General features: G+C 64.7%; 14 protein-coding genes. 4 read left to right on the forward strand and 10 right to left on the reverse strand.

Annotation, left to right across the window (positions count from 1 at the left end; translation table 11 throughout):
• Window positions 1-31: 31 nt before the first annotated feature.
• The 6 genes from DU502_RS05485 to DU502_RS05510 all read right to left on the reverse strand — a co-directional run bounded on the left by DU502_RS05485 (window position 32) and on the right by DU502_RS05510 (window position 11,171).
• Window positions 32-466 carry a metal-dependent transcriptional regulator gene (locus tag DU502_RS05485; RefSeq protein WP_121920981.1) on the reverse strand — a complete coding sequence of 145 codons (435 nt, stop codon included), beginning with the start codon at window positions 464-466 and terminating at the stop codon, window positions 32-34.
• A complete protein-coding gene (locus DU502_RS05490; protein WP_121921028.1) occupies window positions 463-954 on the reverse strand; it encodes a ferritin-like domain-containing protein in 492 nt (163 codons plus the stop codon). Before DU502_RS05490 ends, DU502_RS05485 begins: the two co-directional genes overlap by 4 nt.
• 89 nt (window positions 955-1,043) lie before the next feature.
• Window positions 1,044-2,258, reverse strand: coding sequence for a Fe-S cluster assembly protein SufD (gene sufD, locus DU502_RS05495; protein ID WP_121920980.1), 1,215 nt, complete (start codon window positions 2,256-2,258; stop codon window positions 1,044-1,046).
• 2 nt (window positions 2,259-2,260) lie between these two features.
• Complete coding sequence (sufB, locus tag DU502_RS05500; RefSeq protein ID WP_121920979.1) at window positions 2,261-3,691, reverse strand: Fe-S cluster assembly protein SufB; 1,431 nt, start codon at window positions 3,689-3,691, stop codon at window positions 2,261-2,263.
• Window positions 3,692-3,717: 26 nt separating this feature from the next.
• Window positions 3,718-4,635 (reverse strand): ABC transporter ATP-binding protein, encoded by a 918-nt coding sequence (locus DU502_RS05505; protein WP_121920978.1) that lies wholly within the window; start codon window positions 4,633-4,635, stop codon window positions 3,718-3,720.
• A 104-nt stretch (window positions 4,636-4,739) separates the two neighbouring features.
• Window positions 4,740-11,171, reverse strand: coding sequence for a DNA polymerase domain-containing protein (locus tag DU502_RS05510; RefSeq protein WP_121920977.1), 6,432 nt, complete (start codon window positions 11,169-11,171; stop codon window positions 4,740-4,742).
• A gap of 140 nt (window positions 11,172-11,311) precedes the next feature.
• Between DU502_RS05510 and DU502_RS05515 the strand changes: the two genes are divergently transcribed.
• The 3 genes from DU502_RS05515 (at window position 11,312) to DU502_RS05525 (ending at window position 12,384) form a co-directional block, all read left to right on the forward strand.
• Window positions 11,312-11,491, forward strand: coding sequence for a DUF7331 family protein (locus DU502_RS05515; protein ID WP_121920976.1), 180 nt, complete (start codon window positions 11,312-11,314; stop codon window positions 11,489-11,491).
• A gap of 45 nt (window positions 11,492-11,536) precedes the next feature.
• Window positions 11,537-11,890 (forward strand): DUF7322 domain-containing protein, encoded by a 354-nt coding sequence (locus DU502_RS05520; RefSeq protein ID WP_121920975.1) that lies wholly within the window; start codon window positions 11,537-11,539, stop codon window positions 11,888-11,890.
• A 68-nt stretch (window positions 11,891-11,958) separates the two neighbouring features.
• Window positions 11,959-12,384, forward strand: coding sequence for a DUF7346 family protein (locus DU502_RS05525; protein ID WP_121920974.1), 426 nt, complete (start codon window positions 11,959-11,961; stop codon window positions 12,382-12,384).
• Here DU502_RS05525 and rad50 read toward each other — a convergent pair whose 3' ends face one another.
• From rad50 to DU502_RS05545, 4 genes are all read right to left on the reverse strand, one after another.
• Window positions 12,385-15,090: a DNA double-strand break repair ATPase Rad50 gene (rad50, locus tag DU502_RS05530; RefSeq protein WP_121920973.1), complete on the reverse strand. Its 2,706-nt coding sequence runs from the start codon at window positions 15,088-15,090 to the stop codon at window positions 12,385-12,387.
• The gene (gene mre11, locus DU502_RS05535; protein ID WP_199722727.1) at window positions 15,087-16,406 is read right to left on the reverse strand and encodes a DNA double-strand break repair protein Mre11; all 1,320 of its coding nucleotides are present in this window, start codon (window positions 16,404-16,406) and stop codon (window positions 15,087-15,089) included. The genes rad50 and mre11 overlap by 4 nt, the downstream gene beginning before the upstream one ends.
• Before the next feature lie 127 nt (window positions 16,407-16,533).
• Window positions 16,534-16,809, reverse strand: coding sequence for a hypothetical protein (locus DU502_RS05540; RefSeq protein ID WP_121920972.1), 276 nt, complete (start codon window positions 16,807-16,809; stop codon window positions 16,534-16,536).
• Window positions 16,810-16,835: 26 nt separating this feature from the next.
• Window positions 16,836-17,096 carry a MarR family transcriptional regulator gene (locus DU502_RS05545; RefSeq protein ID WP_121920971.1) on the reverse strand — a complete coding sequence of 87 codons (261 nt, stop codon included), beginning with the start codon at window positions 17,094-17,096 and terminating at the stop codon, window positions 16,836-16,838.
• 141 nt (window positions 17,097-17,237) lie between these two features.
• Here DU502_RS05545 and pan1 point away from each other — a divergent pair, with 141 nt between their 5' ends.
• A complete protein-coding gene (pan1, locus tag DU502_RS05550; RefSeq protein WP_121920970.1) occupies window positions 17,238-18,452 on the forward strand; it encodes a proteasome-activating nucleotidase Pan1 in 1,215 nt (404 codons plus the stop codon).
• Window positions 18,453-18,527: the final 75 nt, after the last annotated feature.

Genomic DNA, 18,527 nt, shown 5'->3' on the forward strand with positions numbered 1-18,527 from the left:
TCGGCGGCCGTCCCGTATAAATCCAGCCGTCTTAATCGGCCGGCTTCTCGCACTCCACTTCGAGTTCCCGACAGGCGTCGGTTTCGGCGTCGAAGCAGTCCGGGCAGTTCGGATTCCGGTTGATGATCGTGTCGAGGCGTTCGGCCACCGTGTCGTCGATGACGGCTTCCAGTTCCCGCGCCTCGCCCCGGAAGTCCTCCACGTCGAGGACGTTCGCGAGGAAGCGCTCGATGATGCAGTACGTCTGGAGCGCATCGCGGGCACGGCGGATGCCCTCGTCGGTGAGGCGGACCCCCTTGTACTTCTCGTGGTCCGCGAGGTCGCGGGCCTCGAGTTTGCCGATCATCTCGTTGGCGCTCGCCGGGCTCACGTCGAGCATGTCCGCGAGCGCGCCAGTCGACGCCGGGCCGTCCTCCATCTCCTGAATCAGATAAATCGCTTTGAGGTACTGGTCTGCCGTGTTCATTCCCGTGTCTCCATAACCTTCGTCACTTCTTCGACGCCCTCGGCTTCCTCCTCGCGGATCGACCGCAACTCGTCGAGCAGTCGCTCACGGTCGATCGAGAACCGCGCGTCGCTGGCCTCGATGGCCGACACGAGGTCGTCGTAGAACTTGTACGCCGTCTCCTCGTTGCAGAGCTGATCGTAGAGCACGCCGTCGAAGTCCTCGGGTTTCGTCTTCGCGTACTGCGCTTCGACGAGCGTCTCGATGTCCTCGAACGGGATCGACTCCGCGTCGAGGTCGGCGATCAGCGCCTCCAGTCGCTCCCGGTGGGTGGCCGACTCCTCCGCGGCGTCGGCCAACAGTGCTTCGATCTCCGGATCGAGGTCACTGGCATCGAGCGACTGGTAGTGATGGTGGGCCCGCGCCTCGACGACCTCCTCCAGCACGATACCGATCTGGAGGAGTCGCGCGAGCTGGTGGTCGGAGCCGACCCGATGGCTGACGCTCATGGTGACGGGCACCTCCGGTCGATGCGTGTGGCCGGGACGAGCATACGCGTAATCGGGGTGAGGGGAACTTAAGGCGTTCCCTCGGCGGGTTACTCCCGCAACCGGGCCGAAATCCGCGCTTCGAGATCCTCGCGCAGTTCGTCGACCTCGATCTCTTCGAGGACGGGCACGAAGAAGCCCTCCACGAGCATGTTCCGGGCGTCCTGCTCGGGGATCGTCCGCGAGGTGAGGTAGAACAGATCCTCGCGGTCGACCTGGCCGACCGTCGCGGAGTGGGAGGCCTCGGTGTCGTGGTTGTTGATGATGAGCTTCGGCGAGGCGTCGGCCTCGCTGTCGTCGCTCAGCATGAGCGTGTTCTCGCGCTGGTAGGAACTGGTGTCCCACGCCTCGCGACCCACGTCCTGCACGCCCTCGTAGACGGAGCGTGCCGTGTCGTCGAGGACGCCACGAGTGACGAGGTCGGCCGTCGTGTGCTCGGCTTGGTGCCAGACCCGCGCGTTCACGTCGAAGTGCTGGTCGTTGTGGCCGAAGAAGGCGCCGACGATCTGCGTCTCGGAGCTGTCGCCGTTGAGCTCCGTCTCGATGTCAGAGCGGGTGAGCCGCGAACCGATGTTGCCCTCGATCCAGTTGACCGTCGAGTAAACACTGGCGTCACCGCGCTTCATCGTCACGTTGTACGTGTCCTCGTCCAGCGTCTGGAGCGCGCCGTACTGGACGTAGCTGTCCTCGCCGGCGTCGACTTCGACGAGGTTGCTGTAGTAGCGCTCGCCCTCGACCTCGGTCTCACCCGAGTCGATCCGTTCGAGGATCGTCACCGACGACGAGTCCTCGGTGACGACGAGCGTGTGACTGAACAGGGAGCGGGAGTTCATCTCGGTCCGGATCTTCACGTCCTCGGCGTCGACGCCCTCGGGGACGTAGATGAACGTGCCCGTCGTGAACAGCGCCACCGACAGGGCGGTGAGGTAGTTCATCTCGGGATCGATGACGGAGCCGAATTTGGCCTCCATCAGTTTGGGGTGCTCGTCCACCGCTTCGGTGAACGAGAGCATCTCGACGCCCTCGTCCGTGACGCGCTCGGTCACGTCTTCCTGATTCAGCGGATCGGCCAGCTCGTCGAAATCGAGCTGGTCGAGGTTCGTCCACCGGCGCCCCGGCGTCTGGATGACGTCGGGCATCGCCAGATCGTCCATCGCCTTGAGTGCCTTGAGCCGCGTCTCGCGGAGCCAGTCCGGCTCGTCGCGGCGGTTGGCGATCTCGTGGACGGTCGCTTCCGAAATGTCGGCTGGTACCTGCGTGCTCATGATTATCCGAGACTCCCCTCCATCTCGAGTTCGACGAGACGGTTGAGTTCGACCGCGTACTCGATGGGCAGTTCCTCCGTGATCGGCTCGATGAAGCCGGAGACGATCATCTGCTTGGCGTCGTCGTCGTCGAGGCCACGGCTCTGGAGGTAGAACACGTCCTCGTCGCCGATTTTACCCACCGTTGCCTCGTGAGCCACGTCGACCGTCGACTCGTTGATCTCCATGTACGGCATCGTGTCCGACGTGGACTCGTTGTCGAACATCAGCGCGTCACACTCGACAGAGGTCGAGGAGTTGGCCGCGCCGTCAGCGATGTGGACGAGGCCGCGGTAGTTGGTGCGGCCGCCGTCTTTCGAGATACTCTTGGACTCGATGGTCGACTTCGTGTTCGGGGCGTTGTGGTAGACCTTCGCCCCGGTGTCGATGTTCTGCCCCTCGCCCGCGAAGGCGATGGTGATGTGGTTGTCGGAGGCGCCGCGACCCTTGAGGATCGAGGCCGGGTAGAGCATCGTCGCCTTCGATCCCATGGAGCCGGAAATCCACTCCATGCGCCCGTCGGCCTCGACGAGCGCCCGCTTCGTGTTCAGGTTGTAGGTGTTTTTCGACCAGTTCTGCACGGTGGAGTACTGGACGTGGGCACCTTCGCCGACGAACACCTCGACGCCGCCGGAGTGGAGGTTGAACGCGGAGTATTTGGGCGCACTGCAGCCCTCGATGTAGTGGACTTCGGAGTTCTCCTCGGCGATGATGAGCGTGTGCTCGAACTGGCCCATCCCCTCGGAGTTCATGCGGAAGTACGCCTGCACGGGCATCTCGACGACGGTGTCCTCGGGGACGTAGACGAAGGACCCGCCGGACCAGATGGCGCCGTGGAGCGCCGCGAACTTGTTGTCGCTCGGCGGCACGCACTTCGTCATGAAGTGCTCGCGGACCAGGTCCTCGTGTTCCCGGACCGCCTCGTCCATGTTACAGAAGATGACGCCTTTCTCCTCCCACTGCTCCTGCATGTTCTGGTAGACGACTTCGGACTCGTACTGGGCGCCGACGCCCGAGAGGGCGTTCTTCTCGGCTTCCGGAATCCCCAGTTTGTCGAAGGTGTCCTTGATGTCGTCGGGCAGGTCCGTCCAGTCGTCGACGCTCTCCCGTGTCTCCACGTCGGGTCGGATGTACGGGATGATTTCGTTGACGTCGACCTCGGAGAGGTCGGGCTGGCCGGGCCAGTCCGTCGGCATCGGCATCTTCTGGAACTGTTCGAGCGCGCGGAGGCGTCGCTTCAGCATCCACTCGGGTTCGCCCTTGTCTTCCGAGATGACGCGAATCGTCTCCTCGGTGAGGCCCTTCTCGGCCTGGAAGGAGGACCGTTCCTCCTTCTTGAACTCGAAGCGGGCTTCGGTGTCGGTCTCTTTGAGGTGATCTTGATCTGAGCTCATGAGTTGGTGTTGTGGCTGCAGCCGTATTACGCTGTCTCGTAGACCTGCTCGCGGACCCAGTCGTAGCCCTCGTCCTCGAGCTTCTTCGCCAGGTCGGCACCGCCGCTCTGTGCGATTTCGCCGTCGATCATGACGTGAACGTGGTCCGGCTCGACGTAGTCGAGGATGCGCTGGTAGTGTGTGATCTGGAGGACGCCCGTACCCTGCTCGTCGCGGAGGGCGTTGATCCCCTCGGAGACGTCTTGCAGGCGGTCGATGTCCAGCCCGGAGTCGATCTCGTCGAGCACCGCGATGGCGGGCTCGAGGATGGCGGCCTGAAGGACTTCGTTCTGCTTTTTCTCGCCGCCGGAGAAGCCGGCGTTGAGGTAGCGCTGGGCGAACTTCTCGTCCATGTCCAGCAGTTCCATCTTCTCTTTCAGCAGCTGCTGGAACTCGGCGACGCCGATCTCGCCGTCGTCGACGTTACCTTCCATCGGGGAAGTGTCGTAGCCGGAGTCCTCCTCCTCTTCGGCTTCGGCTTCGTCCTCGTCCTCGAACAGTTCCTCTCGTTCCTCCGCCTTGGCGTTGAGCGCCTGCCGGAGGAAGTTCGTCATGGTGACACCCTCGATCTCCGCCGGATACTGGAACCCGAGGAAGATACCGAGCGCCGCGCGCTCGTTGGGTTCGAGATCGAGCAGATCCCACTCGCGTTTCTCCGGGGGTACGTCCTCGTCGATGTCCGCCACGTCCTCGTCGTCGAGGACGAGCGTGATCTCCCCGTCGGTGACCTCGTAGGCCGGATGGCCGGCGATCACCTTCGCGGTCGTGGACTTACCGGAGCCGTTCGGTCCCATCAGGGCGTGAATCTCGCCCGACTTGACCTCCAGGTCGACGCCGCGAAGGATGGTTTCGCCGCCCTCTTCTGCGACTTTCGCGTGAAGATTATTAATCTGTAGTGTTGCCATAACCCTACCGTGAAGCTGGGGTGTAAGACGCATAATGCTTACGCATTCTCCCCCTTCGAGTTCTCTGTTCGGGAACTATTATTTCTGGAAGGAGAAATCGAGTTTCAGAACTGACCGAGTCCGGTCTGGCGCTGGCCGCTTTTCACTTCGTCCCACGAGAGGCCAAGCGCCTCGATGATCCGCTCGATGGGGCCTTTGAGTGTCTTCTCCAGCATCTTGTCCCAGTCGATCTCGAACGCGTCCGGCACCTGATCCGCGTACTCGAAACAGATCACGTCCGGGTCGCGCTTGAACGCGGCGTAGAGGGAATCGGCCTGTGGATCGAACCCTTCCTCGTCTTCCAGCCGCCGGAAGAACTCGGGATGGACCTTCTTCAGATACAGTCGCTTGGGCTTGCTCCCGCGCTGGAAGTTGGTACCGAGGAGATGGTTGGCGTACTTCGCCCCCCGGACCTGCGCCGTGTCCGTGTCGTACGCGCCGAGGCGCTTACCGATGCCGCCCGGAATCCCGACGTCGTCGAGGTCGACGTTCCCCGCCTCGAAGTCCTCGATCACGTCGTGGACGTACTCCTCGATGTCGTCCACGTCGTCGCCGGTGACGATCATCTCGATCACCTGACGCTGGACTTCCTTCGTGATCGGCGCGATGTCCGAACGCTTGTACTCGAAGCCTGTGATGTCGATGTCGTCGACGTGTTTGCCCTCCTTCCAGACGATGTGGCCCGCGTAGCGCTTCTTCTTGCCCGCCTGGAAGAACCGACGGTAGAGCTTCTCGAACTCGATCTGGAAGCGGTGGTGGTGGGCGTTGAGTTCTTCGAGGGCGAACTCGTCGTAGGAGTCGTTGATGTGTTCCTCGATGTCCAAGGACTGTTCGATGGCGTCCTCGGTGTCGATGTCTGGTCCGAGTTCGAGCATCACCGAGTCGGTGTTGTGAAGGACGATACCACCGACTGCGTCGACAAAGTTCTGGTTCTTCGCGACGCTGAGGTCGTACACGTAGCCGTCGTGTGACGTTTCATTGACCACCGGGTCGCGTCCGGATCGATAGAAGTCACACGTCCGGATAGTGTAGCTTCCTTTGCTGTCTCGATATTTGAGCGAGTGTTTCCGGTCTCGCTGCGTGAGCAGCATGGACAACCCGGCGGAGAGTTCTCGACTCGTCGTCTCGTAGTCGAAGTTCCGTTCAGCGTACTCTTCGGAATATCGCGGGAACTCGCGAGAGCCGTCACCCTCGACGAGAATCTCGACGAAGCTCGCCTGTAGCTCGTCGGGCAAGTGGAAGACGAACCACGGAATGCGTTTTCCACGTGAGATCTGCCCAGCGAACTCTCGGAAGAACACTGCCGAGAGTTCGTTCATCATCTGGAGTTTCAGCGTCCGATCGTCGTAATTAATCTCGGTGTCACCGTCTCTGATCGTACGCTCGTCGTTACTGTCGGAGGCAGTGATGCTGACCGTCGCGTCCTCGAAGAGTCGTTCGTAGTCCGATTTGAGTCCGGCGAGCCAGTCACGGCGTGATTCGGCAATGCTCGCGCCGAACTTTCCGGAAGCCGTTTCGGCAGTGGACGCACTCCCTTCGGTCACGTATGCTGCGAGCAGCCGAACGAGTGCTGCTCCGTCCTCGGAATCGAAGTCGATGTGGCGCTGTACTTTGATCGTCGAATCCAGCGCGCCGTGGTGTTCGTGTCCGAACCAGACGTACTCATCGTTTGCGTGGACTCGCTTCACTTTCCGTTCGGCGTTCTCACTGCCGACGCTTCGTCCATCCTCGTATTCACGAGTGTAACCCTGCAACACCTCGTACACGTCGATAGAGTCGATGGTGTCGAGCGACGGAACACCGGGGATACGGAGCGGTTCGTCCAACGCCTCCGGCGAAGCTTCGACGAACTCCCCGTCGTCCTCAACGATGAAGGAATGGTCGCGTGTCGTCGTCGATTCCCCGAACTTGTGCTGGACGTTGACGACAGGCTTGTCCGTCTTGTGACGAATTACCTGAGTGATGGGTTGCCACTCTGGCTCGCCATCGGCGTTCAACGAGAGAGCGTCCCAACCGTCGAGTTGGCGTCTGTCTTTCCCCGCGGACGTAGATGCGGCGGAGCCGCCGTCAGTGGTGATCAACACCACCGATCCCGCGCTCGACTTCGCGTATTCGAAGAGCGCTTCGATGGAAGCGATCCGCATCCGCCCATCGGGGTCACGAGCGACGACAGGCCGGTCGCCAGTGACGCTATCGCCGTAGACGACTTCGTGGCCAATCTCGTCAGCCGCCGACTCCGTATACTCGATCACATCACGCCCCGTCGCCGTGACGGCCGCCCCCATCTCCCGGTCGTAGAGGCGGAAGCGGTCCCATCCCAGTACACCATAAAGCGATTGCCCGACGAACTGGAATTTTCCGTTGCGGCCCGCGAGGAGCGTGTTGTTGTCGTCGACGGTGACGCAGTACGCGCCGTCGTTGGCGGTGCTTCGGCCGCCGGAGCGGTGCATCCGGAAACTGTTCTTGGCGTCTTCGGTGCAGTAGATGCGCCACGAGCCACTATCCTGATTGTAGCTGGCCGTCAGGCCGAGGTGGGCACAGAGCCGGAGTACGTCGTCACGCAATCGGTCGCTCGACGTGGAGTAGCGCCAACTGTTCACCTGCCGGTCGCCGTTGCCCGCGATCAGCGTGTCGAGGAAGCGCTCCTTCTGGGCGCGGCTGGCCTCGAAGACGAGTTCGGGAATCCGTTTCTCGAAGCTGTTCTCGCCACAGATATCTTCGAGCCAGCGTCCGAGCAGTTGCGAGGTGAACTGATAGCATCGGTCGTCGACGTAGTAGTCGACGCCCAGTCGATCCAGCAAGTCACCGATGGCGGCGTGGTCGTCGCCCTCGCCGCCGTCGGCAATCGCTTCCTGTGCGAGTTGGATCGTCGTGGCCGAGCCACGGAACTTCTCGCCGTACTGCTCGTCTTCGGACGTGTACACCGACCCTTCGGTGATGTACCACGCCAGTAGATCGAGGAAGTCGTCGCCATCGTAGAAGCGCGGAATCCACTTCCGGCCCCGTTCGGCGTGGACGTAGAACTCGGAGCAGTGGTCGTCGAGGTACTCGCGATGCTCCTCGAACTCGGCGGCCGAGAAGACGTAGCCCGTCTCGCCGATATCGTTTTTCACCACCTTATCCGGGTAGTAGCCGACTTCGGCGGCCAGCGTGTGCCCGTGGACGTCGTTGTTTGCCCACACCTCGTACTCGCCGTCGAGGAGGTCCGTCAGATCGACCGCCTCCAGTCGCTCACCGTCAGGCCCGTCCCAGCCGTGCGGCAGTTCGTAGTGTGACGACTCGTTCAGGTCTCCGGCCTCGACGAACTCGAACTCGTCCCACGACTCGCCGTTCGTGTCGTCCTTCCGGACGAGCATCCGGTGGTTCGGCGTGACGCTGAAGTCGACCTTGCTCGTCTCGATGTCGACGAGTTCGCCCCGGTAGTCCGGATACGCGTGCGTCTCGGTCACCGGCTTGACCTCCATCCGCAGCGTCTCGGGGTCGAGCGAGTACACCTCGTCGCCGACAGCGAGGTCACGGATGTTCCGGACGCCGTCCGGCGTGAGCACGTCGGTATCCGGCGTGAAGCAGTTCATGATGACCTTCACCGCCTGCTGTTCCCGGTCGTACTGCTCGTAACCCTCACTCCCCGGGTCGTGGTCGTTTCGCTCCGCCTTCTTCTCCTCCCGTTCCTCCAGCAACTCGTCGACCATCTCCCGGATGACGCCGTCCGGTTCCTTCCGGAAGTGGGTGCCGTTGGGGGCGTGATACGTGTCGCCGTCGTAGTCGGTGGGGTCGACTTTCGTCTCCGGCGACGCGTTGATCGTCACCATGCACATGGGGTAGAGGGACTGGCCGACCCACTGATAGTTGCCGTTGCGGCCGGCCAAGATGACGTGGTTGTCCGCAGCCGTCACACAGTACACGTCGCCATCGTGCTCCTCGACCGTCGCGTTCGTCGACTTCTTGAACGAGCCACGCTTCCCTGCCGACACGTACCACGTGCCGTCGGACTGCTTCGACACGGTCGGCTTGTGACCACAGCGGATGGCGATGTCCACGAAGCCGTCCTTGAGGTCGTCACTTTTCGTCCAGAACTTGCCCAGCCCGGACTCGGTACGGCTCCCGTCGCCGCGGATCATCGTGTCGAGGAGAATTTCCAGGAGCTCGCCATCGAGGCCGAACACCCAGTCGGGGAGGCGCTTGTCGGCGTAGCCGTCGCCACAGTTGTCGACGAGCCACGTCCGGAGATATCGGTTCGAGATATTGACGCCGCGGTCGTCCGCGTTGTAGTTGATACCCATTCGGTCGAGCAGGCTCCGGATGGCCTCCCGCTCTTTCTCTCCGTCCTGATGGATCGTGATCCGGTTCCCGGCGCGGTCGACACTTCCCTCGGTGACGAACCAGCCGAGGAAGGCCAGCCAGTCGGTCATCTCGAAAGATAGCGGCGTCTCACGGTGCTGGGTTCCGTACTTGAGGAACACCTCGTCCGCGTACTCGTCGATAACGGCGCGGTGGGTTCGATACACCTCGACCGGGATCAGATACTTGCCTACGGCTCGCTGGAGACCCATCGCGGCCGACGATCCGTGGACGAGGTCTAACGCATCCGTGACCGCGTCTGGCATCGACGCTTGGAACGACCGGAGATCGTCGTCGAAGTAGACGACGACGTTCCCGTCATCCACCTCGTCGATCAGGTCGAACGTCTCTGGCGACCGACCGGACATCGGCTGGTGTTGCGGAAACGCGAACCGCTCGTACTCCGGGATGGACCGGTACTCGTCGAACTGGAAATCCGCGGGCGTCTGATCGTCCCATCCCCGCTCTTTCGAGTAGAGGAGCCGGTGATTCTCCGTGATCTTCAGGTCGTGCGTGTTGCCCGAGAGGTGGTGAAGTTCACCGAACCGGTTCTCGTACTGATGAGTCTCCTCGACTGGCTTGATCTCGCACTCGAACGTGTCCGGATTCAGCGTATAGACCGGATCGCCCACCTCCAACTCGGTTATATTCTTCTCGCCTTCCGGCGTCACCACGTCCGTATCTCCGCTGAAACACTTCAGGTCGAGGACGCTCACGTTCTCTTTGATTCCCGTGATCGGATCGAACACCGCCCCACCCTCGTAGTCCTCGGCGTCGGCACGGCCCTTCGAAGGGAGCGCGAACTCCCCGTGGACCTTGTGGAGGACGTACACGTCGACGGCGTCGCCGGGCGTCGGGGCGTCCTCTAACTTACAGCCGACGAACGTCCGCACCTCGTCCCAGAAGGAGATGATGTCGCGCTTGCGGTCGAGTTCGACACAGAGTTCCACGTCGCGGAGATTGTACTCCAGCAGGCGTTCGGGGTCCTGCTCCCACAGGTCGCCGATGTCGCCGGTGTAGCGTTCCTTCCCCGCGCCGAGTTCCTGTTCGCCGACCGCGTCGAGGCGGTAGGACTCCAGTTCCGTGAACTGCGTGCGCTTGTACGCGTAGAGCAGATCGAAGACGACCCGGCCCTTGATCGTCGGGCCGCCCCAGTCGCTCCGCCACACCTCGCCGACGCGCGAGAGACGGTCGGGGTTCAGGTTCCGGTCCACGTCCGGACGCTTCCCGAGGACTTCGAGACGGTCGATGAAGTACGGCGCGTCGAAGTCCTCGAAGTTCCACCCCGTGAGTACGTCGGGGTCGGTCCGCTCGATGTACGTCAGGAAGGCGTCGAGCATCGCGGCCTCGGAGTCGAACGCACGCACGTCCGCGTCCACCTCGTCGAGACCCTCGTAGTCGTCGAGGCCGTCGGGCGTCGTCCCGTCACCCTCGGGCGCCTCGTACAGCCACACGACGTACTCGTCGCGGCGGGAGTCGTGACTGGTGAGACAGATGATGGGCTCCTCGCCCTCCTCGGGGAAGCCCGAGCGGTCGTCGACCTCGATGTCGAAGGTGTTGACGCGGAGGTCGGTCGGCACCTCGACGGCTTCAATCTCGCTGTGAGGGATCTGAATCGACCCGCTCTCCAGTCGCCGCACGGGGACGCGCACGCCGCTGCCGATGTCCTTGTCGATCAGCAGGCGGTTGGGAAAGAGGATGTCCGCCTCGAAGTGGTCGAACTCGTCGCGAATCTGTCCCACGTCGCGGGGCGTCTGCGTGCAAATCTTCGTTAGCTCTTCACCACGGATGCTCTCGTAGCCCGGTTCCGTTCGCGTGATCACGTCGCGGTCGAGGTCGTCGTCGTCGAGACTCGCCGTCGGCGCGTAGAAGTACGGCTCGAAACCCAGTACGCGGACGTGTTCGGCCGTGCCGTCGGGCGTCCGGCCGAAGAGGTGAACGACGGGGTACTCGTCGCTTCCCTGCCCTTCGACGGTGTAGTCGACCTGCGTGACCGCGAGGTCGACGGTGCCGTCGGGGTCGGGGAACTTCAGTTCCGCCGCGTCGATCACCTCGCTGACGGACTGTGCGGCGTCGCCCGCGACGGCGACCGCCTCAGCGTCGGGTCTCTCGGAGTCTTCCGTATCCCAAGACCCGGTGAGTTCGGTCTGAGTCATGCCGCTCCCTTCGGCACTCCCCGGTAAAAACCCAGCCACTCGACCCGCCGACCGACTCGGCGTGACTCGCACCGTGTCTCCGAAACACTGTCACGACAACAAGACATATACCATGTCATTTCATACCACAGGGCGTGACGATGTCCGACCACGTCGATGCAGGCCGGTGGGACAGTGCGGACGCTCGGCGTCCGGATCACGACGGTATCGACACCGTCGAAGCGTACGAAGTCGAAGACGGGACCGTACTCTATGACGCGGAGAACCCGCTCGCGTGGGTGGAATCCTCGGCTGCGGTGCCGATTCGCGAACTCGCGTAAGCTGCCAACCGAACCCTTTTCTCGCTTCGTTCGCTCTCCCCGAGCGTGTTCGACCCGTGGCCGGACGAACCCGAGGAGCCGAACCCGGAGTCGCGCTGGGACGATCCCGAGCGTGACCTGCCACGTGATCTGACGCCCGATATCGACGAGGAAGACGTCGATCCCGAGATTCTGGAGACGTTCTGGCGGAGCGTCGTCCTCGCCAACATCGCCCTCTTCGGTCTCTCACTCGGTCCGATGCTCGTTTACTTCCGCGGCCAGTGGCTGTGGGGCGGCGCCGCCATCGCCCTCGGCGCCGTCGCTGGCCTCCGGGTGTACCACCACTACCGCGCGTTTCAGGACCGGCACGTGGACGGCGAAGACGACGACGCGACCGACACCGCCGAACGGAACGCCTGATACTGTCAGCCGTACGCCGACACAGCCACAGCCGACAGTTTAACCCCTCCGCACACCTCCCCTCGACCATGCGAACCGTTCGGGACGACGAGGGCGAACGCTACCTGCTCGTGAAGCGGTCGGCGGAGTCGAGTCTCGTCCGCGACCCCGACACTGGGAGCGAACAGTACCTGGCGAACGCCGACCTCACCGTCGACGACGAGGCGGCGGCGCTGTCGACGGCCGCCGGCGCCGTGCCCGCGTCGGTCCGGCGGGTCCTCACCGCGACGCCCAACGACCGAGCCCTCGGCCTCCTCGTGGAACTCGTGGATCGTGGCCCCGTCGGCGTGCGGACGCTCCTCGACGCCTACGACCTCTGCGAGAGCGACCTCCACGGCCTGCTGGCGGAGTTCCGGGCGGCCGGCCTGATCGACGAGACGCGCGTGGCCGGCGAGCGTGGGTACGAGGCGACCGAGACGACGCAGGACGCCATCGCACGCCTGCGGTCGGCGTAACTAGTCGGATTCGCCGGCGCCGGCCCCCGCGTCGGCCGCCGCCTCGATCCCCGTGACGGCCGACGGCTCCGACCGCGACACCGTCGAGCGATTCGTCCGCGGGTTCTTCTCGACGCGCACGAGGTCGTCCGCTGCGCCGACGAGTTCCTCGTCGTGGCTGACGATGACGATCTGTGCCACGCCCAGATCACGCATCTCTGCGACCAGATCGACCAGCCGGGAGACGTGGCCCGAATCGAGGAAGACGGTGGGCTCGTCGAGGATGAGCGGCGGCATCGGTGCCGATCCGTCGATCCCCTCGGCCAGCAGGCGGTAGATCGCACACCGCAGGCTGAGGTTGAACAGGGCGCGCTCGCCGCCCGAGAGTTGCGTCGGATCGAGTTCGCTCCCGTCTTTCTGGACGACCGAGAGTTCGTAGTCGCCGTCGAGACGGAGGTGGGCGTAGGCGTCGTTGCCGTAGACGAGGTCGAACGTCTCGTTCAGGAGGCGTTCGAGCGTCTCGACGTTGCGCTGGCGGAGTTCCGCGCGCAGGTCGCCGTACATCGCCTCGAGGCGTTCGGCCTCCTCGTGGAGGGAGTCGAGCGCGTCGACCCGCTCCGCGAGGTCGTCACGCTCTGCCCGCAGTGACTCCAGCGATTCGATTTCGCTCCGAACGCCGCCGATCTTCGTCTGCACCTCGTCGCGCTTCTCGGCGAGCGCGTCGAGTTCCGCGTCGACGTTCTCCAGATACTCCTCGGCGTCTGTCTTCCGCTCGCGGGCCGTCTCGATGGCGTCCTCGTCGACGGCGTCGCGGAGGTCGTCCCGGCGCTCGCGCTTCTCCGCCAGCCGTTCCCGGCGCTCGTCGTTCGTCTCCGCGATGCTCGCGGCCTGTTCGCGGCGGCGCTCGATCTCGTCTTCGAGGTCGGCGATCCGGTCGAGGCGCTCCGCGACCGCGTCGACGCGCTCCCGCGTCTCGGCGAGCGCCTCTAGGTCGGCGGTCAGCTCCTCGACCCGTGCCTCGGCTTCCTCGGCTTCCTCCCGTTTTGCAGCCGCCACCTCGCGCGTCTCGCTCGCCTGCTCGCGCAGGTCGTCGGCCTCCGACGCCCGCTCATCGGCTTCATCGCGTTTCTCCGCGGCCGTCTCGCGTTTCGCCGTCACGCGCTCTTCTAGCCGATTCCGCTCGCTCTCGATGTCGGCCAGCCGGTCCTCCACCTCGACCAGCGCGTCGAGCGTTTCGATCCGGTCGTCGAGATCCGCGACCGTCTCGCGGGCGTCGGTCAGGTCGGCCTCCAGTTCCGACACTCGCTCGCGGTGGTCCTCGGGGTCGGCGTGGGGTGCGTCGTCGACCGGCTGACCGCACTCGGGACATTTGCCGGCCGCCAGCAACTCCTCCGCCTCGGCGACGCGCTCCCGTGCTGACTCCAGTTTGGCCTCCAGTTCCGCGGCGCGCTCGCCGGCCTCGCCCCGGCGGTCACGCAGGTCAGCCAGCCGATCCGCGGCCTCGCCGCGGTCGACGGGGGCGTCGTCGAAGCGAGCGGCCAGATCGGCGGCTTCCTCGGCCAACTCGGCGAGGGCTTCCTCGTGTTCCTCGGCCACCGCTTCGGCCTCGTCGGCCTCGGCCCGGAGTTCCTCGGCCCGCGAGTCCCTTCGGTCGGCGCGGTTGGCGAGGTCGTCGGCCTTCTCGGCGAGGTTGGTCGCTTGGTTGCGGAGGCCCGTCGCGGACGCGTTCGACTCGGTTCGCTCCTCGCGGAGCCGTTCCTCGCGCTCGTCCAGTTCGGCACGGCGGGCCTCGACGGCCGCCTCGGTCGCCGCGTCCAGTCCCGCCGCGTCGAGGCGGTCCTCGACCTCCGTCTCTAACTCCGCGATCCGGTCGCGCGCCTCGCCGATCCGCTCCTGTAACGCCTCGCGCTCGGATTCGGCCTCCCGGATCGCCGCCTCCAGCTCCTCGATGTCCGCTTCGATCGAGTCGAGGTCGGCGCGTTTCTCCTCGTACTCCTCCAGCACCGACTCGGCCTCGTCTTTCGTCCGTTCGGCCTTCTCGCGCTGGTCCTCGTAGTGGTCGATCTTCGCGTCGATGTCGGCGAGCGTCGATTCGAGGTCGTCGAGCGCGCCGTAGAGATTTCGCTCCTCTTTCGCCTCGATCTGTGACTCTACCTTCCGGAGTTCGCCCCGCTTCTCGGTGCGCACGTCCTCGACGCCGAGTCGCGCCTCGCCTGCCCGGTCGCGGTACTCCTCCAGTCGACCCAACTGGAGGAGGTCGTCGATCACGTCCTGTCGCTGGGACGGCGAGGCGTTGATCAACTGGTTCACCTCGCCCTGCCGGACGTACGCACAGTTGACGAACGCCTCCGCGTCCATCCGGAGCAGGTCGACGACGAACGCCCGCACGTCGCGTGCGCCCTCGACCGTCGCGTCCGGCCCCTCCAGCGTGCAGTCGGCGGTCGTCGTCCGCTCGCCCGACGCGCGGAGACGGCGGTGGACGTGGTACGACGCGTCCGCGTGGGTGAAGTGGAGGTCGATCTCGGCTTCCTCGGTGCCGTTCGTGATCACGTCGTCGAGGGTGCCCTCCAGCGCCTTCGAACCGTAGAGCGCGAAGAAACACGCCTCCAGCAGCGACGACTTCCCGCTCCCGTTGAGGCCGTGGATGACGGTCACGCCGTCACGCAGATCGAGGTCGGCGTCCGCGTACGGGCGAAAGTTCCGCAGGCGGATGCGGTCGAACTTCACAGGTAGTCCTCCATGGAGACCTGTTCGTCGGCGTCCGTGTCCGCCTCCACGTCCGTCTCGGGCTCCGTGTCCGTGGCCCGCCCGTCGTCGACGGACTGCTTGTCGGCGTCGTCGCTATCCTCGGCGTCGCCGCCGTCCACCGTCGACAGACCGTCGAGCGCGTCGTCGGCCACCGCGTCGCCGACGGCCGACGCGACCCGCTCGCGGACGTTCGAATCGGCCACCGCGTCGTCGCGGACCGTCTCGTCCAGCCGGCGGCCGAGCGAGGAGAGATCCATCTCGCGGACGCGCTCGCGGACGGCCGCGTCGGGATCGGCGAAATCGACAGCAGGAACGTCGTCGACCGTGTCGCCGCCGACCGCGCGGTGGTCGGTGACGCGGGCGAGGAGGGCGCCCGCCTCGACGGCCGCGTCCTCGATCGCCGCAGGCGTGACGGGGTCGCCGTCGCCGGTGATCGTCACCACCGCGACGGCGTCCGAGAGGTCGTGTTCGCGCACGCGCTCGCGGACCCGTTCGACACCCTCGCCCTCGGCCAGCTCCACGTCGACGAAGGCGAAGGGGCGGGTGTCGAGCGACCGGCGTCGGATGTCGACCGTGGCGTCGCCGCTCGCATCGGGGCCGAACTCGACGAGGTTGTAGCCGCGCGCGTCGCGTTCGTCCGCGCTCGCGCGTTCGGTCGATCCGCAGTAGGTTACCCACGTGCCCTCGACCTGCGCCGTGTCGGGGACGTGGTTGTCGCCGAGCAACACCGCATCGAAGTCGACGCTAGCGGCGTCGAGCAGTTCTTCGGTGTCCCAGTCGGCGTGGGCGAAGGGAGTGAAGAGCCCGTGAGCGACGAGCGCGGTCGCACCTACGTCGTCGGGCGGCGAGGCGAAGTCGTAGTCGAGGTCGTCGCGCCGGGAACGGGGCACGTGATCCAGCCCGTAGAAGGCCGTGTCGCCGACGACCGTCGGTTCGGCGCCGAGTCGGGTCGCCAGCCCGAGGTTCTCGAAGAGGTCGAGCCACTGGCTCCCCCGCGTCGCCTCGTGGTTGCCGACGATGGCGAGGAAGGGCACGTCGGCGGCGTCGAGACGGCGGAGGGCGGAGAGAACGCCCAGCAGGTCGGGGAGGTCGGGGCGACGGTCGTGAAAGAGGTCGCCGGCGTGGACGAGTGCGTCGACAGCGTCGTCGGACTCCGTCCGACTGCCCGTCGAGCGTTGCTCGACGGCGTCGTCGACGACGGCCTCGAACGCGTCGAGGAAGTCCTGCCGGCGTTCCGGCGAGTGGTACTGCCGATACCCGACGTGGGTGTCGCCGGTGTGTATCACCCGTGTCATCGTGCCGAGCCTTGATTGTCACCACTCAAAACCGTTCCGCGACCGGAGTGAAATAGGGAGTATCGGAAGTCATCACAGATGCTCGCCGGGACGGTTCGGCGAGCATCTATGGACAGTTACGATACCCCTAAAAGTGGTCAACCGCGGCCCGTCGGCACCGCTCGATGGTCGCGAGGGCGTCACGCCCCCGACGAGCGGCCGCCCGGTCGCCGCGGCGGTCGGCGCGTTCGATTGCCCGGCGGAGACGCGAAAGCCCACCGCCGTCGACGAAGGTGGCGGCGTCGCGCACGTCGTCGAGGGCCCTCGTCGCCTCGTCGATGGCGTCGTAGTCGGCCGGGGAAGCGGCGGGCTGTTCGTCGGTGGCGAGGGCGCGGAGCGCCGCGCGAACGTCGGCGTCGGTCACGGGACGGGGTGGCCGCCCGCCCGGCCTTAAATCTTCAGCGAGTAGAGGCGCTTGCGCGCGTCGGAGAAGGAGAAGCGGGATTCGACCACGTCTTCGTCTTCAAGCCGCGTCAGCGCGTACCGGACCGTCCGCGGCGGCAGGAGCGTCTCCTCGGCCAACTGGCTCTGGCTCAGCGTCTCGTTGTAGTCGAGAACCTTCGCGACGAGTTTCGCACTCGGCGGAAGGTCGCGCACGTCGGCCCACCGATCCGATCCCGCGTCACGGGGAACTGCCTCGGTCGTACTCATCCTACCTCACCGTCGGGCATACAGGATAATAATATTTGTTATCGAGCTTGATGCACACTGGTTATCGTCGTGTGGCACGTGGTCACGGCGAACACCGTGTCTACCCGAAGTCTCTTATGAATCAGCGCCTTAAACCGGGTAATGACCGACACTGTGGACGATGTCGACCTCCCGTACGACGAGGAGGCGGCGTCGCAGCAGGAAAAAATCGAGGCCCTCCGCGAGCGGCTCGATGTCTTGGAGGGACAGAACGAGGAGATGCGCGACAAGCTGCTGGACGCGAACGCTGAAAACAACAAGTACCAGCAGAAGCTCGAACGACTGACTCACGAGAACAAGAAGCTCAAGCAGTCGCCCCTGTTCGTCGCGACGGTGCAGGAAGTGAACGACGAGGGCGTCATCATCAAACAGCACGGCAACAACCAGGAGGCGCTGACCGAAGTCACCGACGAGATGCGGTCGGAACTCGAACCCGACTCCCGCGTCGCGGTGAACAACTCCCTCTCTATCGTCAAGCGCCTCGACAAGGAGACGGACGTGCGGGCCCGCGTGATGCAGGTCGACCACAGTCCCGACGTGAGCTACGAGGACATCGGCGGCCTCGAACAACAGATGCAGGAGGTGCGCGAGACGGTCGAGATGCCGCTCGACCGCCCCGAGATGTTCGAACAGGTCGGTATCGAACCGCCGTCGGGCGTCCTCCTCCACGGCCCGCCGGGGACCGGGAAGACGATGCTCGCGAAGGCCGTCGCCAACCAGACCGACGCCACCTTCATCAAGATGGCCGGCTCCGAACTCGTCCACAAGTTCATCGGGGAGGGCGCGAAACTCGTCCGCGACCTCTTCGAGGTGGCCCGCGAGAACGAGCCCGCCGTCCTCTTCATCGACGAAATCGACGCCATCGCGTCGAAGCGGACGGATTCGAAGACCTCCGGCGACGCCGAGGTCCAGCGGACGATGATGCAACTCCTCTCCGAGATGGACGGCTTCGAGGAGCGCGGCGACATCCGCATCATCGCGGCGACCAACCGCTTCGACATGCTCGATCCCGCGATCCTCCGCCCGGGCCGGTTCGACCGCCTCATCGAGGTGCCCAAGCCCGACGAGGCAGGGCGTGAGATCATCTTCAAGATCCACACCCGCGACATGAACGTCAACGACGACGTGGACTTCGAGGAACTGGCCGACATGGCCGACGACGCCTCCGGCGCCGACATCAAGGCCATCTGCACCGAGGCCGGGATGTTCGCCATCCGCGACGACCGCACCGAGATCTACATGGACGACTTCGTCTCGGCGTGGGAGAAGATCCGCGCCGAATCGACCGACGACACTGCATCCCGCGCGTTCGCGTAGGCGAGCGCTTTTTTAGACGCCGAAGAGGACGTACGGTCCGATAAAGAGCAGGACGAACAGCGCGAGCAGCGCCAC

This window comes from Haloplanus aerogenes (assembly GCF_003856835.1).
Lineage (GTDB): Archaea > Halobacteriota > Halobacteria > Halobacteriales > Haloferacaceae > Haloplanus > Haloplanus aerogenes.

Excerpts from the sequence above, each read along its gene's own strand:
- DU502_RS05485 (WP_121920981.1), bottom strand. The coding sequence starts at position 466 with ATGAACACGGCAGACCAGTACCTCAAAGCGATTTATCTGATTCAGGAG.
- DU502_RS05545 (WP_121920971.1), bottom strand. The coding sequence starts at position 17,096 with ATGAGTACGACCGAGGCAGTTCCCCGTGACGCGGGATCGGATCGGTGG.
- DU502_RS05525 (WP_121920974.1), top strand. The coding sequence starts at position 11,959 with ATGCGAACCGTTCGGGACGACGAGGGCGAACGCTACCTGCTCGTGAAG.
- pan1 (WP_121920970.1), top strand. The coding sequence starts at position 17,238 with ATGACCGACACTGTGGACGATGTCGACCTCCCGTACGACGAGGAGGCG.
- sufD (WP_121920980.1), bottom strand. The coding sequence starts at position 2,258 with ATGAGCACGCAGGTACCAGCCGACATTTCGGAAGCGACCGTCCACGAG.
- mre11 (WP_199722727.1), bottom strand. The coding sequence starts at position 16,406 with ATGACACGGGTGATACACACCGGCGACACCCACGTCGGGTATCGGCAG.
- DU502_RS05505 (WP_121920978.1), bottom strand. The coding sequence starts at position 4,635 with ATGGCAACACTACAGATTAATAATCTTCACGCGAAAGTCGCAGAAGAG.
- DU502_RS05490 (WP_121921028.1), bottom strand. The coding sequence starts at position 954 with ATGAGCGTCAGCCATCGGGTCGGCTCCGACCACCAGCTCGCGCGACTC.
- sufB (WP_121920979.1), bottom strand. The coding sequence starts at position 3,691 with ATGAGCTCAGATCAAGATCACCTCAAAGAGACCGACACCGAAGCCCGC.
- DU502_RS05510 (WP_121920977.1), bottom strand. The coding sequence starts at position 11,171 with ATGACTCAGACCGAACTCACCGGGTCTTGGGATACGGAAGACTCCGAG.
- DU502_RS05515 (WP_121920976.1), top strand. The coding sequence starts at position 11,312 with ATGTCCGACCACGTCGATGCAGGCCGGTGGGACAGTGCGGACGCTCGG.